The organism is Ancylomarina longa (assembly GCF_003996985.1).
GTDB classification, from domain to species: Bacteria; Bacteroidota; Bacteroidia; order Bacteroidales; family Marinifilaceae; genus Ancylomarina_A; species Ancylomarina_A longa.
Window position 1 is genome coordinate 141,015 of record NZ_RJJX01000007.1, and the last position, 15,655, is coordinate 156,669.

Consider the following 15,655-nt stretch of genomic DNA (forward strand, 5'->3'; position numbering starts at 1 on the left):
ATGCATTCTTTTTTTGATAAAAGCATAATTTAGAACTATTCTAACAAGAAAGAGTCATTTTTTTATGAAAAGAAAAATAACTTTGTTTTATGGAAAGCAATTTATTCAAAAGACTCAGCCTAATAGCAATAATTATACTTGCCATGCTTATTTTTTCGCAAGGACTGTGGTTAGTACAGCAATTAAAGCAGGAGAAACAAGCATTTGCATTGCGAGTGAAGCAGGAATTGAATAATGTAATGAGTCTGAATTCATTAAAGTTATTTGGAGGAGACAATAAGAAAAATAACTTTACAGTTGAAGAGATCTCAGACAAAGAGCTTGCTCAAGCTCCTCCGTCAAAAATCTATAGAATAGACACCGAAAAGTATCCTACCGATAAGTCAATGCTACAGCGACTGGAAGCTGCTCTTGCAGATGGGCTATTAGAAAAGGGGCAGATAAAATTAAATAGCTTGGATTCGTTATTTACCTGTTATTTTCCCGAACTTGAAAAGATACAATCCTATCGCATGCAGCTTCTTAAAAATAACAAAGCGATCGATAGTTTGTATCAAGGCAAGGAAACATCAATTTTTTGGTCGGATTCTCCCTCTGTACTACACATTCAAATTCCTTTGGGCACAAAGAAGATTTATATTTTTACTGCGGATTTTCAGTTAAAAACCTTCTCTTTTTTGCAACAAATAGTGTTTTCCATAGGCATATCCGGACTAGCTGTTGTTTTGGTAGCAATTTTTATGCTATGGCTGTTATGGGCATTACAACAACAAGTAGCACAGCTACGCTGGCGAGAACAAGCCGTGAGCGGTATTGTACACGATTTAAAATCTCCCCTATCGTATGTCTATACCTTTTTAGATTACCTCGCCAGTAAAGAACAGCAAGCTGCTATGCAAGAACAGCTCCGAAATACAAGCACTAATGTCTCCAAATTAACCAACAAAATGGAAGTATTACTTACGCTATTTCGCGGCAAGAAAAAAAAGATTGTAATGGAGCCTATTCCCTACAAACTGGAGGAAAAGTGCAGAGAATTACTATCAGAATTGAAAGTCATCTACCAAGAAAAAGAGCCGGAATGCAGCCTATCCATTCCTGAAAAGTTAGAGATTAATGTGGATATGCTTTATTTTGATGCAGCTTTGCGCAATTTGTTAGATAATGCCTTTAAATATTCCGAGGCTCCTGCAAAGGTGAAAATTACAGTAAGGAAAGAGCAAAAAAAACTATACATTTACATAATAGATTCGGGTAAGGGTATTCCACAAAGAGAGCATAAGAAGATTTTCCAAGAGTTTTACCGTGCGGATAGCAATAGTAAAGGCCACGGCATTGGTTTGGCTTTTACCCAACAGATCGTAAAAGCTCACAAAGGACAGATCAAGCTGCAAAGTGAGCTCGGAAAAGGAAGTTCGTTTTGTATCGTTTTACCCGCAAAAACAATAGTGTAGTTTAGCCATAAAGAAATAATAATAATGGAACAGTTGAGAATTTTATTTGTAGATGATGACATTAATTTAGGAGGGTTCATCAGTACCACATTAGAAACGGATTACAATTATCGTTTGCATTTTCAAAACACATTATTAGGAATTGATACGATTATCCAAAGTTTCGAGCCAGATATTATCATTTTGGATGTAGAAATTGGAGATCAAAACGGGATTGAAACGGCAAAGGACATCATTACAAATTATCCTAAAATTCCCATCCTATTTGTATCCTCGCATACCGAAGAAGAAATGATTACCAAAGGAATAGATGTTGGTGGTAATGCTTACATTCCAAAACCTTTATCGATTCCTGTACTTGTATCTTACATTAGACGTTTTACCTCAAATACACGACAACAACAAATAATAGAGGTAGCTAATTATCAACTAAACTTGCTCACGAACGAGGTTTCTCACAAAAAGCAGTTGATTAAGAAACTTAGTCCTTTTGAAAAAAATGCTTTGGAATTGCTCATGCGACATCCTAACGAAATTGTAAGCAAAGAACAATTAGCAGAAAAGCTGTGGGAACATTCTCTGGATACACAAAACATTGCAAGTTTGAATAATACTTTGTCTAAACTAAGAAACTTGTTTAAAGATCATGCTTCCCTAAAAATTAGCACAATAAGAGGAGTTGGGTATAGCTTACATTCCTAAGAAACTATCCGATAAGGTTTGCGAATTACAATTAGTGAGGTATTCTGAAGAAGCCTAAACATACTGGAGACGATTCCCGGATATCCCATAAAAAAAGTGGAAAGCCCTTATAGCTAACCACTTTTAATATTTTACTTTCAAGATTAAGCTTGCCCGGTTGGTCCAAAACTCATTGGCATTATCGGCCCCTCGTGTCCTTGATTTTCATCGACATTTTTAATAGGTCCGTGTAGTGATTCAAATTTTCTAATATTATCTTTTAATGCTAACATCAGTCTTTTAGCATGTTCGGGGGTAAGAATAATTCTCGATTTAACATCAGCCTTAGGTATTCCCGGCATAATCCGAACAAAATCCACAACAAATTCAGAACTGGAATGTGTTATTACTGCCAAATTTGAATAAATACCCTGTGCGACATCTTCTTTTAATTGAATGTCTATTTGATTAGCTTGTTTTTTTTCACTCATGATAAGCTGTTTTGATTAAATTAATAGTACTAGCGCTAAATTAGGAATTATTAACATTTATTGCTTCATCCCCCAGACAGATTATGTGTAATCTTTTTAAACCATCATTTTTAGCAAAAAAAAAGGTGCTTCCCGAAAGAAACACCCTTTATATATCAAATAATAAAATTAAAAGTCCGGATTGGAATCAAGAAGTTTTTCATATTCATCCTTAGCTCCAACAACTACGTCTTTATATTCACGTAAACCAGTACCGGCAGGAATCAAGTGACCACAGATCACATTTTCCTTCAATCCTTCTAATAGATCTACCTTACCTCTAATTGCGGCTTCGTTAAGAACTTTAGTAGTTTCCTGGAAGGAAGCGGCTGAAATAAAACTCTTGGTTTGAAGAGATGCACGGGTAATTCCCTGCAAAATCTGTGTAGATGTAGCAGGAATTGCCTCTCGAGCTTCAACCAACTTCATATCCTTACGCTTCAATACCGAGTTTATATCTCTCAACTTTCTGGCAGTTACTATTTGACCTGCCTTCAAATCTCCCGAATCTCCTGGATCTACAACGATCTTTTGTCCGAAAATCTCATCATTTTCACGCATGAATAGCAATTTATCAACGATCTGTTTTTCGAGAAATTTAGTATCTCCCTGATCTTCGATAACAACTTTACGCATCATTTGTCGAACGATTATTTCAAAGTGCTTATCATTAATTTTCACACCTTGCATACGATAAACATCCTGAACCTCATTCACGATATATTCCTGAACTTTTGTTGGTCCTTTAATAGATAGAATATCAGCTGGAGTAGTAGCACCATCAGAAAGCGGCGTACCTGCTCTCACATAGTCATTTTCCTGAACGAGGATTTGCTTAGAAAGAGGTACCAAGTACTTCTTCACATCACCAGCTTTAGTAGTCACGACTACTTCGCGATTACCACGCTTAATTTTACCAAATGTGATCTCCCCATCAATCTCGGAAACAACAGCTGGATTTGATGGATTACGAGCTTCAAATAATTCGGTAACACGAGGTAAACCACCAGTGATATCACCAGCTTTACCAACCGCTCTTGGAATCTTAACCAAAGACTGACCTGCAAGCATCATTTCGCCATCGGCTACTGAAACGTGTGCTCCTACTGGTAAGTTGTAAGCTTTAAGAACATCTCCATTAGCATTTACAATCTTCACACTAGGGTTTTTAGTCTTATCCTTCGTTTCCACAACAACTTTTTCAGCAAAACCAGTTGCTTCATCCGACTCTTCTTTGAAAGTAATACCTTCAATAAGATTTTCGAATTTAACCTTACCCGAAAATTCTGTAATGATCATTGCATTATATGGATCCCATTCACAAATTAGGTCACCATTTTTAACATCCTGGCCATCTTTAATATACAATTTAGCTCCGTAAGGAATTGTATGAGTGGTAAGTGTAATATTTGTATTTCTGTCTATGATTCGCAATTCTGCCAATCGACCAATCACAACATCATATTTTTCACCTTCTTCAGAAGTATGCTCTACAGTTCTCAACTCTTCAAATTCCGCATAACCATCATATTTGGATTCTACTGAATTTTCGGCTGACACGTTACCTGCTGTACCCCCAACGTGGAAAGTACGCAAAGTCAACTGCGTTCCTGGTTCACCAATAGATTGCGCCGCGATTACACCAACAGCTTCACCTTTCTGAACAGATTTTCCTGTTGCAAGGTTACGACCGTAACATTTCGCACATACACCTTTTCCTGATTCGCAAGTAAGCACCGATCTAATTTCAACTCTCTCTAATGGAGAATTTTCAATTATCTGAGCGATTTCTTCGGTAATTTCCATACCGGACTTAATGATGAGTTCTCCAGTTAATGGTTGATAAACATCATGTACGGTAGTTCTACCAAGAATTCTCTCATAAAGGGAAGCAACTACTTCTTCCTGATTTTTAATTGCTGTTGCAGTAAGTCCTCTCAAAGTGCCACAATCATTCTCATGAATAATGACATCTTGAGCAACATCAACCAAACGACGAGTTAAGTATCCAGCATCTGCAGTTTTAAGTGCTGTATCCGCCAAACCTTTACGTGCACCGTGAGTAGAAATAAAGTACTCTAATACCGAAAGTCCTTCCTTAAAATTAGATAGAATAGGGTTTTCAATAATTTGTCCACCCGTAGCACCTGATTTTTGAGGCTTAGCCATCAATCCACGCATACCACCTAACTGTCTAATCTGTTCACGAGAACCACGAGCTCCAGAATCAAGCATCATATAAACAGAATTGAATCCCTGATTGTCAGTGGCTAATTGATTCATTAGTGTTTGAGTCAAATTAGCATTAACATGCGTCCAAATATCAATAATTTGATTGTAACGCTCGTTATTGGTAATGAAACCCATATTATAATTACTCAATACTTCTTCAACCTGAGCATAACCTTCAGCAACCAATACCTCTTTTTCAGGAGGAACAATTACGTCAGCAAGATTAAAGGAAAGTCCCCCTTCAAATGCTTTTCGGTATCCAAGATCCTTGATATCATCCAAGAATTTAGCACAAACATCAACACCACACTTCTTGTATATATACCCAATTATATCACGAAGAGCTTTTTTGGTTATTAACTGATTTATGAAGCCAGCCTTTTTAGGTGTATATTGATTCAGAATAATTCGACCAACCGTTGTTTCAATAATGGTATCAACCAATTCGTCATTGTCATTAAGATCCTGAACCTTTACTTTAATTTTACTATGCAAACTCACAGCTTTCTCATTGAAAGCAATCATAGCTTCCTCTGCAGAATAAAAAATGAGTCCTTCACCTAAACCACCTTCTCTTTCCTTGGTTATATAATATAAACCAAGTACCATATCCTGAGAAGGAACTGTTACTGGTGCACCATTTGCAGGATTTAGAATATTGTGAGAACACAACATCAACATTTGAGCCTCCAAAACAGCCTCATTACCTAAAGGTAAATGAACTGCCATTTGGTCACCATCAAAGTCAGCATTAAATCCTGTACAAGCTAAAGGATGAAGACGAATCGCTTTACCTTCAATCAATTTAGGCTGGAATGCTTGAATACCTAAACGGTGAAGTGTTGGAGCCCGGTTTAAAAGCACAGGATGTCCTTTTAATACATTCTCCAAAATATCCCAAACTACAGGATCTTTACGATCAACTATTTTCTTAGCTGATTTAACAGTTTTTACAATACCACGTTCAATTAGTTTCCGAATTACAAATGGTTTATATAATTCTGCAGCCATACCCTTAGGTAAACCACATTCATGCATTTGCAAATCAGGACCAACAACAATTACTGAACGAGCAGAATAGTCTACACGTTTTCCTAATAAGTTTTGACGAAAACGACCTTGCTTACCCTTCAATGAATCGGAAAGAGATTTTAAAGGTCGATTATTTTCAGTCTTAACTGCGTTAGATTTACGTGAGTTATCAAATAATGAATCTACAGCTTCCTGTAACATCCTCTTCTCATTACGAAGGATAACTTCAGGAGCTTTAATTTCAATCAATCTTTTCAAACGATTATTACGAATAATAACTCTTCGATACAAATCGTTCAAGTCAGAAGTAGCAAAACGCCCACCATCCAATGGAACCAATGGACGCAATTCTGGAGGAATAACAGGAACTACTTTAACAATCATCCATTCCGGACGATTGATTCCCTGCGATTCACGAAATGCTTCAACAACCTGAAGTCTTTTCAATGCCTCGTTCTTACGTTGCTGAGAAGTTTCTGTATTTGCCTTATGACGCAAATCATATGACAAAGTATCAAGATCTAAACGTCCCAGTAGACTATATAATGCATCCGCTCCCATTTGAGCGATAAACTTATCTGGATCATCATCATCCAAATGCTGATTTTCAACAGGAAGTTCATCCAGAATATCCAAATATTCTTCTTCTGTTAAAAAATCTAAATACTTAATTCCATCTGTTGCTTTTATACCAGCATTAATTACCACATATCTTTCGTAATAAATGATGGTATCTAACTTTTTAGTCGGTAATCCTAATAGATATCCGATTTTATTTGGTAATGATTTGAAGTACCAGATGTGTGCGACAGGAACAACTAACTGAATATGTCCCATACGTTCACGTCTCACCTTTTTCTCGGTTACCTCAACTCCACATCGGTCACAAACAATACCGCGATAACGGATACGCTTGTATTTACCACAATGACACTCATAATCTTTTACAGGACCAAAAATTCTTTCACAGAATAATCCGTCTCGCTCTGGCTTATAAGTACGATAGTTGATGGTTTCAGGCTTTAAAACTTCTCCACTTGATCTTTCTAAAATCTCTTCAGGAGAAGCAAGACTGATAGAGATTTTTGTAAAACTGCTCTTTACTTTGTTATCTCTTCTGAATGCCATATGTTGAAAATTAGGAAATTAACAATTTTATTCAAGAAAAGTGAATGATGAAAATCCTCATCATTCACTTTATAAAAGGACTTATATTAATTTAACGCTTAGACCTAAACCTCTAAGTTCATGTAATAACACATTAAGAGATTCCGGTATTCCCGGGCTAGGCATTGGATCACCCTTAACAATTGCTTCGTAGGCTTTTGCCCTACCAACAACGTCGTCCGATTTAACGGTAAGGATTTCCTGAAGTATATGAGCAGCACCGAAAGCTTCGAGTGCCCAAACCTCCATCTCACCAAAACGCTGACCACCAAACTGGGCTTTACCACCAAGAGGCTGCTGTGTTATAAGAGAATATGGTCCAATAGAACGTGCGTGCATCTTATCATCAACCATATGGCCTAGTTTCAGCATATAAATAATACCAACTGTAGCCGGCTGATCAAATCGATCACCTGTTCCACCATCATAAAGATACGCTTTACCATATGCTGGAACACCAGCTTTGTCAGTATAAGCAGTAATCTCATCAAGAGAAGCACCATCGAAAATAGGAGTTGCAAACTTTAATCCAAGTTCCTTTCCTGCCCATCCCAATACCGTTTCAAAAACCTGTCCAAGGTTCATACGAGAAGGTACTCCAAGTGGATTCAAACAAATATCCACGGTAGTTCCATCCTCAAGAAATGGCATATCTTCTTCTCTAACCACACGAGAAACAATACCTTTATTACCATGTCGACCAGTCATCTTATCCCCAATCTGAAGTTTACGTTTCTTTGCAACATAAACCTTAGCCATTTGAATAATACCTGCTGGCATTTCGTCACCAATGGTTACATTATATTTTTTGCGTTTATTACTACTATCAAGTTCTTTATATTTGATAATATAATTATTCAGCAGCTTTTTAATAACCTCGTTTTTATCTTTATCTGTAGTCCATTTATTAGGATTTATTTCCAGATAGTTGATATCTACTAAAAGCTTTTGAGTAAATTTCATACCCTTTGGTATCACATCTACGCTCAAATAATCCTGAACTCCCTGTGATGTCTTTCCATTTACCAGTGTAAATAATTTCTCAACTAGACGATTTTTCAAATCAGATTCCTGAGCAAGTAACTCTTCATCAAGTTTCTGAATTAAAGGTTTGTCTGATTGTTTAGATTTACGGTCTCTTATGGAACGAGAGAACAATTTCTTATTAATGATAACACCACGAAGTGAAGGGGAAGCTTTCAACGAAGCATCTTTCACATCACCTGCCTTATCACCAAAAATAGCTCTCAATAATTTCTCTTCGGGAGAAGGATCTGATTCCCCTTTAGGAGTAATCTTTCCAATTAAGATATCGCCTGGTTCAACATTAGCACCAATACGAATCAATCCATTCTCATCAAGATTTCGAGTTGCTTCTTCGCTAACATTAGGAATATCAGAGGTTAACTCTTCCATTCCTCGTTTAGTATCTCGAACTTCAAGAGTATATTCATCAACATGAACAGATGTAAATACATCATCTTTGACAATACGCTCAGATATTACGATCGCATCCTCATAGTTGTATCCTTTCCAAGGCATAAAAGCAACCTTTAGATTTCGACCTAGAGCAAGCTCTCCTAATTGTGTAGCATATCCTTGGGTTAATATCTGTCCTTTAACTACCCTATCACCTTTAGCAACAATTGGTTTAAGGTCAATTGTAGTACCTTGGTTTGTTTTTTGATATTTTGGAAGATTATAAGTTTTACTATCTCCTTCGAAGCTTACAAACTTATCTTCTTCAGTTCTCTCATAACAAACAATGATCTTAGTGGCATCTACGAATTCAACAATTCCTTCTCCTTCAGCACTCACCTGAGTTCTTGAATCCTTAGCCAAAATTCCTTCCAAACCTGTACCAACGATAGGTGACTCAGGATTGATAACCGGTACAGCTTGACGCATCATATTTGATCCCATCAAAGCACGGTTAGCATCGTCATGTTCCAAAAATGGAATAAGCGAAGCAGCGATCGAAGCGATCTGATTAGGTGCAACATCCATCATATCAAGATTACCTACTTCCTCAAATGGAAAGTCACCATCTTTACGTGATTTAGCCTTAGGATTAACAAAACTTCCATCTTCATTCACCGGAGCATTTGCCTGGGCAATAACTAAACCTTCCTCCTCCTCAGCTGAAAGATATTTTATAGCACTTGGATCTAAGTTTACATTTCCCTCCACTACCTTTCGATACGGAGTCTCAATGAATCCAAGATTATTAATTTTTGCAAAAACACATAAAGAGGAAATCAAACCAATATTTGGTCCCTCAGGTGTTTCAATTGGACAAAGACGACCATAGTGAGTATAGTGAACATCTCGAACCTCAAATCCGGCTCTTTCACGAGAAAGTCCACCAGGTCCAAGAGCAGATAATCTACGTTTATGAGTTATCTCTGCTAATGGATTCGTTTGATCCATAAATTGAGATAGTGCATTAGTACCGAAAAATGAATTAATTACGGAAGATAAAGTTTTTGAATTGATCAAATCAATTGGTGTAAAAACCTCATTGTCACGTACATTCATACGCTCCCTGATTGTACGAGCCATCCGTGCCAAACCAACACCAAACTGGGTGTGAAGTTGTTCTCCAACTGTACGAACACGACGGTTGCTTAGATGGTCAATATCATCCACATCAGTACGCGCATTTAAAAGTTTGATCAGGTACTTAATAATTTCAATAATGTCTTCTTTGGTCAATACCTTTGTAGCACCATCAGTATTAAGACCTAATTTCTTATTAATTCGGTAACGACCAACATCGCCCAAATCATAACGCTTATCAGAGAAGAATAATTTATCAATTACATCACGAGCGGTAGATTCATCTGGCGGCTCGGAATTCCTTAATTGTCTGTAAATATGAAGAACAGCTTCTTTCTCGGAGTTACAAGGATCTTTTTGCAAAGTGTTATAAATAATAGCATAATCAGCTAAATTTTGCTCCTCCTTGTGAAGCAAAATAGTTTTTGCCCCTGACTCAAGAATTTCTTCTATATGTTCTGGTTCGATTATTGTCTCACGATCAATAACGATCTCATTACGCTCAATAGATACAACCTCACCGGTATCTTCATCAACAAAGTCTTCAATCCATGACTTCAAAACACGAGCAGCAAGTTTTCTTCCCACTACTTTTTTTAAGCCAGTTTTTGAAACCTTCACCTCATCAGCAAGATCAAATATTTCCAGAATTTCTTTATCACTTTCATAACCAATTGCACGCAACAATGTTGTTACTGGAAGTTTTTTCTTTCTATCGATATAAGCAAACATTACATTATTAATGTCTGTTGCAAATTCGATCCAGGAACCTTTAAATGGTATAATTCTGGCAGAATATAATTTAGTTCCGTTTGCGTGTACACTTTGACCAAAGAATACACCAGGTGAACGGTGAAGTTGGGACACAACAACACGTTCTGCTCCGTTAACAACAAAGGTACCTTTCTCAGTCATGTACGGTACCGTTCCCAGATAGACATCTTGAATAACAGTATCAAAGTCCTCATGTTCAGGATCAGTACAGTAAAGTTTGAGTTTAGCCTTAAGAGGAACACTATAAGTTAGGCCTCTTTCGATACATTCTTCTATTTCATAACGGGGCGGATCAACAAAATAATCAAGAAATTCCAGCACGAAGTTATTTCGTGTATCAGTAATTGGAAAATTCTCGCTAAATACTTTAAATAATCCTTCGTTCTTTCTCTTTTCCGGGGTTGTTTCCAGTTGAAAAAAGTCTTGAAAAGATTTTAATTGAACCTCAAGAAAATCAGGGTATTGTAGCTGATTTTTATTTGAAGTAAAACTAATTCTCTGACTAATAGTATTTGAAGACATTTACTTAAAATTAATTGAACCTAAACGATAATAAACAACAAAAAGGCTTAGAGTCCCGAGTAGGAACTCTAAACCAAAATAACCCTATATATAGGTTTTAACGCTTCTATTTAAGTTCAACTTCAGCTCCAGCTTCTTCTAATTGTGCTTTAAGTGCTTCAGCTTCTTCTTTAGAAACTTTTTCTTTCAATGCAGCTGGGGCAGCATCTACTGCAGCCTTAGCTTCTTTTAGTCCAAGACCCGTTAATTCCTTAACTAATTTTACAACAGCTAGCTTAGAACCACCAGCAGCTTTAAGAATAACGTCGAACTCAGTTTGCTCAGCAGCGCCACCTTCAGCACCAGCAGCAGCTGGACCAGCAACAACTGCAGCAGCAGCAGGTTCAATTCCGTACTCTTCTTTTAAGATCTCAGCCAATTCACTTACTTCCTTAACAGTCAAATTAACTAATTCTTCTGCAAACTTTTTTAAATCTGCCATTTTCCTTCAGTTTTTAAAATTTAATTTACTAAATATATTACTCTTTTTCTGAAAGTGTTTTCACAACACCAGCTAGGATATTCTTTCCTGATTCCAAAGAAGATATAACATTCTTGATTGGTGATTGAAGCAATGCAACAATATCTCCAACAAGTTCTTCTTTAGATTTAATATTAGTAAGAGTATCTAACTCATTATCACCAATATATAGCGCTTCTTCAACATACGCTGCTTTCAGGATAGGTTTATCATGTCCCTTTCGGAACTCTTTGATAAGCTTTGCAGGAAGATTTCCTGTGTCTGTAAGCATAAGGGATGTCGCACCCTTAAGTACATCAGTCAACTCTTCAAACTCACCATCTGCTTTTTCTAAAGCATTTCTAAGTAAGGTGTTTTTAACTACCACCAACTTGATCTGCTTTTCGAAACATGCTCTTCTCAATGCTGAAGTATCTTCTGCATTTAATTCAGAGATGTCTGTCAGATAAAAATGGTTTGAAGCATTGATTTCTTCCGTCAAGCTATCAATAATCTGAACTTTTTGTTCCTTTTTCATGATTACTAAGGTCTTGATTAAAAATTAAAATTAGTCAAGTGATTTAGTATCCAACTGAATACCAAGACTCATTGTGCTTGACAGGTAAACACTCTTGACATAAGTTCCTTTTGCAGAAGATGGCTTTAACTTATTGATAATACCAAAAAACTCTTTAGCATTCTCAGCAAGTTTATCTACTTCAAAAGATACTTTACCAATAGAGGAGTGAATAATACCATATTTATCTACCTTAAAATCAATCTTACCAGCTTTCACTTCGGCAACTGCTTTCGCAATGTCCATAGTTACGGTACCTGATTTAGGATTTGGCATTAAACCACGAGGTCCTAAAATTCGGCCTAACGCACCTACTTTTGCCATAACAGTTGGCATGGTAATGATTACATCAACGTCTGTCCAACCTCCTTTGATCTTAGCAACATATTCGTCAAGACCAACATAGTCGGCACCGGCAGCCTTTGCTTCTTCCTCCTTATCTGGAGTACAAAGAACCAAAACGCGTACTTCTTTACCAGTACCGTGAGGAAGGGTAACCACGCCTCGAACCATTTGATTAGCTTTTCTTGGGTCAACTCCTAAGCGAACATCCATATCCACTGAGGCATCAAATTTGGTAGATGTAATCTCCTTAACCAATTTTGCTGCTTCATCGATAGAATATAGCTTACCAGTTTCAAGTTTTTCTGCAGCTAACTTTCTATTTTTTGTTAGTTTACCCATTTTAATTGCAGTGTTTTAAATTATTGATTAAGAGGACTATCACCTGAAATTGTGACACCCATACTTCTCGCTGTTCCAGCAACCATACTCATGGCGCTTTCCACTTCAAAAGCATTTAAATCTTTCATTTTCCCCACAGCAATTTCCCGGACTTGATCCCAAGAAATTGAACCAACCTTTTTCCGGTTTGATTCAGGAGAACCTGATTTTAATTTAGCAGCTTCCAAAATTTGAACAGCAACAGGAGGAGTTTTTGTAATAAATTCAAAAGAACTGTCTTTATAGACAGTAATCACAACTGGAATTACTTTTCCGGCCTGATCCTGTGTTCTTGCATTGAATTGTTTACAAAAATCCATGATATTAACCCCTTTAGCACCTAACGCAGGTCCTACTGGGGGTGAAGGATTTGCAGCACCACCTTTGATCTGCAATTTGATTAATCCTGCAACTTCTTTAGCCATAGCTTTACTTTTCTAAAGGATTTAATTATTCTTTTTCTACTTGCATGAAACTTAACTCTAGAGGAGTCTTACGTCCGAAGATTTTTACCATAACTTTCAGTTTCTTCTTCTCAGTATTAACCTCTTCAATCACGCCCGTAAAACCATTAAATGGTCCATCAGTCACTTTAACCATCTCACCAACAAAATAAGGAATACTAATTTCCTCATCTTTGCCAGCCAATTCATCAACCTTTCCTAAAATGCGATTCACTTCTGACATTCGCATTGGAGTTGGGTCTCCGCCTTTAGTATCCCCCAGGAAGCCAATAACATTCGTAACATTACGAAGAATGTGGGGAATCTCACCAACGAGTGCTGCTTCAACAAGAATATAGCCCGGAAGAAAAACCCTTTCCTTGCTAATCTTCTTACCGTTACGCACTTGAAATACTTTTTCGGTAGGAATGAGAACCTGTGCTACATATTCCTCCAGACCAAGATTAGAAATTTCACTATCAATATATTCTTTAACCTTTTTTTCTTTTCCTCCAACGGTCCTAAGAACATACCATTTTTTATCAATTTCAGCCATCTTTATCTTAAGGAATTAGTAAAACAAACCGTATATAAAATCCATCATATTTCTGAACCCTAAATCCATAGCGAAAATTGCAATCGCAATAATTGCAGATGCAATCATTACCACAATTGCGCTATTTTGGAGCTCAGACCATGATGGCCAAGATACTTTGTGAACTAGCTCTTTATAAACTTCTTCTATATAAATTTTCAGTTTCATCGTATACTGTTTTTTTTTAAAAGTCGTATGAAACTTACCAGATAAATTTTATTCCAGGAATAAAAAATGTATAGAGTTTCATAAGGCAATTTTGTCTTCGCACGGGAGGAGAGACTCGAACTCCCGACACCTGGTTTTGGAGACCAGTGCTCTACCAACTGAGCTACACCCGTCTATAAGAAGATTGACCCATAAAATATGGATCAATCCTTATATATGAAATTACTCAACAATTTCAGTTATCTGACCAGCACCAACTGTTCTACCACCCTCACGGATAGCGAAACGTAGACCTAAGTCACAAGCAACAGGAGTAATTAATTCAACATTAATTGTTACATTATCCCCAGGCATTACCATCTCAATTCCTTCTGGAAGAGTGATTTCACCAGTAACATCAAGAGTTCTAATATAGAACTGAGGACGATATTTATTATGGAATGGAGTATGACGACCACCCTCTTCTTTTTTCAATACGTAAACCTCAGCTTTAATTTTGGTGTGAGGATGAATTGTATTAGGGTGACAAATAACCATACCACGTTTAATTGCAGCCTTATCGATACCTCTTAATAGAAGACCTACATTATCACCAGCCTGACCTTCATCAAGAATCTTACGAAACATTTCTACTCCAGTAATTACTGATTTCATTCCTTCAGCACCAAGACCGATAATTTGAACTTCTTCACCAGTTTTAACAATACCTGTTTCGATACGACCAGTAGCAACTGTTCCACGACCAGTAATAGAGAAAACATCCTCTACCGGCATTAAGAATGGTTTTTCAACATCACGAGGAGGAAGTGGAATCCACTCATCCACTGCAGTCATCAACTCCATTACTTTCTCTTCCCACTCAGCTTCACCATTCAATGCACCAAGAGCAGAACCAGCAATAATAGGAGTGTTATCACCATCGAATTCATAAAAATCCAACAATTCACGAACTTCCATTTCTACTAACTCTAGCATTTCTGGATCGTCAACCATATCAACTTTATTCAAGAAAACTACCATTCTAGGTACGTTTACCTGGCGAGCTAATAGGATATGCTCGCGAGTTTGAGGCATAGGTCCATCAGTTGCAGCACAAACCAAAATAGCACCATCCATCTGAGCAGCACCAGTTACCATATTCTTCACATAGTCAGCGTGACCTGGACAGTCAACGTGAGCATAGTGACGTTTATCTGTTGAATATTCTACGTGAGCAGTATTAATGGTAATACCTCTCTCTTTTTCTTCAGGAGCGTTATCAATCGAATCGAAAGACTTCACTTCACAAAAACCTCTTTTCGCCAAAACTGTGGTAATAGCGGCAGTCAAAGTAGTTTTACCGTGGTCTACGTGACCGATGGTACCAATATTTACGTGTGGTTTTGACCTGTCAAAATGTTCTTTAGCCATAACTCCAAATGTTAAATTATATTAGACAACAATTAAAAACAATATTTTCAAATTTCTGAGCCATTGATGAGAATTGAACTCATGACCTCTTCCTTACCAAGGAAACGCTCTACCCCTGAGCTACAACGGCAAACATATAAATGAGCGGGAAACGGGACTCAAACCCGCGACCCTCAGCTTGGAAGGCTGATGCTCTATCAACTGAGCTATTCCCGCATGGTAATATTTTTATTGATTGAACGTTTTCAATCAAAATCAAAGTGGGGAGAGCAGGATTCGAACCTACGAA

The 15,655-nt window shown here is 37.2% G+C and carries 12 protein-coding genes and 3 tRNA genes; 2 read left to right on the top strand and 13 right to left on the bottom strand.

Going from position 1 to position 15,655, the window contains the following annotated elements; translation table 11 throughout:
• Positions 1 to 89: 89 nt before the first annotated feature.
• Both DLK05_RS07450 and DLK05_RS07455 read left to right on the top strand, forming a co-directional pair.
• Entirely contained in the window at positions 90 to 1,454 is a 1,365-nt protein-coding gene (locus DLK05_RS07450) for a sensor histidine kinase (protein ID WP_127343382.1), read from the top strand.
• Between the two features lie 24 nt (positions 1,455 to 1,478).
• Entirely contained in the window at positions 1,479 to 2,156 is a 678-nt protein-coding gene (locus DLK05_RS07455) for a response regulator transcription factor (RefSeq protein WP_127343383.1), read from the top strand.
• A gap of 143 nt (positions 2,157 to 2,299) precedes the next feature.
• Here DLK05_RS07455 and DLK05_RS07460 read toward each other — a convergent pair whose 3' ends face one another.
• The 13 genes from DLK05_RS07460 to DLK05_RS07520 all read right to left on the bottom strand — a co-directional run bounded on the left by DLK05_RS07460 (position 2,300) and on the right by DLK05_RS07520 (position 15,582).
• Positions 2,300 to 2,626, bottom strand: a complete 327-nt coding sequence (locus DLK05_RS07460; protein ID WP_127343384.1) for a DUF3467 domain-containing protein — start codon at positions 2,624 to 2,626, stop codon at positions 2,300 to 2,302.
• A gap of 168 nt (positions 2,627 to 2,794) precedes the next feature.
• On the bottom strand, positions 2,795 to 7,057 hold the full coding sequence (gene rpoC, locus DLK05_RS07465; RefSeq protein WP_127343385.1) for a DNA-directed RNA polymerase subunit beta': 4,263 nt from the start codon (positions 7,055 to 7,057) through the stop codon (positions 2,795 to 2,797).
• Positions 7,058 to 7,138: 81 nt separating this feature from the next.
• The gene (rpoB, locus tag DLK05_RS07470) at positions 7,139 to 10,951 is read right to left on the bottom strand and encodes a DNA-directed RNA polymerase subunit beta (RefSeq protein ID WP_127343386.1); all 3,813 of its coding nucleotides are present in this window, start codon (positions 10,949 to 10,951) and stop codon (positions 7,139 to 7,141) included.
• Positions 10,952 to 11,057: 106 nt separating this feature from the next.
• Entirely contained in the window at positions 11,058 to 11,432 is a 375-nt protein-coding gene (rplL, locus tag DLK05_RS07475; protein WP_127343387.1) for a 50S ribosomal protein L7/L12, read from the bottom strand.
• Positions 11,433 to 11,469: 37 nt separating this feature from the next.
• Positions 11,470 to 11,988, bottom strand: a complete 519-nt coding sequence (gene rplJ, locus DLK05_RS07480) for a 50S ribosomal protein L10 (protein ID WP_127343388.1) — start codon at positions 11,986 to 11,988, stop codon at positions 11,470 to 11,472.
• A gap of 30 nt (positions 11,989 to 12,018) precedes the next feature.
• On the bottom strand, positions 12,019 to 12,711 hold the full coding sequence (rplA, locus tag DLK05_RS07485; RefSeq protein WP_127343389.1) for a 50S ribosomal protein L1: 693 nt from the start codon (positions 12,709 to 12,711) through the stop codon (positions 12,019 to 12,021).
• A 20-nt stretch (positions 12,712 to 12,731) separates the two neighbouring features.
• The gene (gene rplK, locus DLK05_RS07490; RefSeq protein WP_127343390.1) at positions 12,732 to 13,175 is read right to left on the bottom strand and encodes a 50S ribosomal protein L11; all 444 of its coding nucleotides are present in this window, start codon (positions 13,173 to 13,175) and stop codon (positions 12,732 to 12,734) included.
• Positions 13,176 to 13,200: 25 nt separating this feature from the next.
• The gene (nusG, locus tag DLK05_RS07495) at positions 13,201 to 13,749 is read right to left on the bottom strand and encodes a transcription termination/antitermination protein NusG (RefSeq protein WP_127343391.1); all 549 of its coding nucleotides are present in this window, start codon (positions 13,747 to 13,749) and stop codon (positions 13,201 to 13,203) included.
• 15 nt (positions 13,750 to 13,764) lie between these two features.
• Complete coding sequence (secE, locus tag DLK05_RS07500) at positions 13,765 to 13,956, bottom strand: preprotein translocase subunit SecE (RefSeq protein WP_127343392.1); 192 nt, start codon at positions 13,954 to 13,956, stop codon at positions 13,765 to 13,767.
• Between the two features lie 100 nt (positions 13,957 to 14,056).
• Positions 14,057 to 14,129 (bottom strand) — tRNA-Trp (locus DLK05_RS07505).
• A gap of 49 nt (positions 14,130 to 14,178) precedes the next feature.
• Positions 14,179 to 15,366: an elongation factor Tu gene (tuf, locus tag DLK05_RS07510; protein WP_127343393.1), complete on the bottom strand. Its 1,188-nt coding sequence runs from the start codon at positions 15,364 to 15,366 to the stop codon at positions 14,179 to 14,181.
• Between the two features lie 58 nt (positions 15,367 to 15,424).
• Positions 15,425 to 15,496 (bottom strand) — tRNA-Thr (locus DLK05_RS07515).
• 13 nt (positions 15,497 to 15,509) lie between these two features.
• Positions 15,510 to 15,582 (bottom strand) — tRNA-Gly (locus DLK05_RS07520).
• Between the last annotated feature and the right edge of the window lie 73 nt (positions 15,583 to 15,655).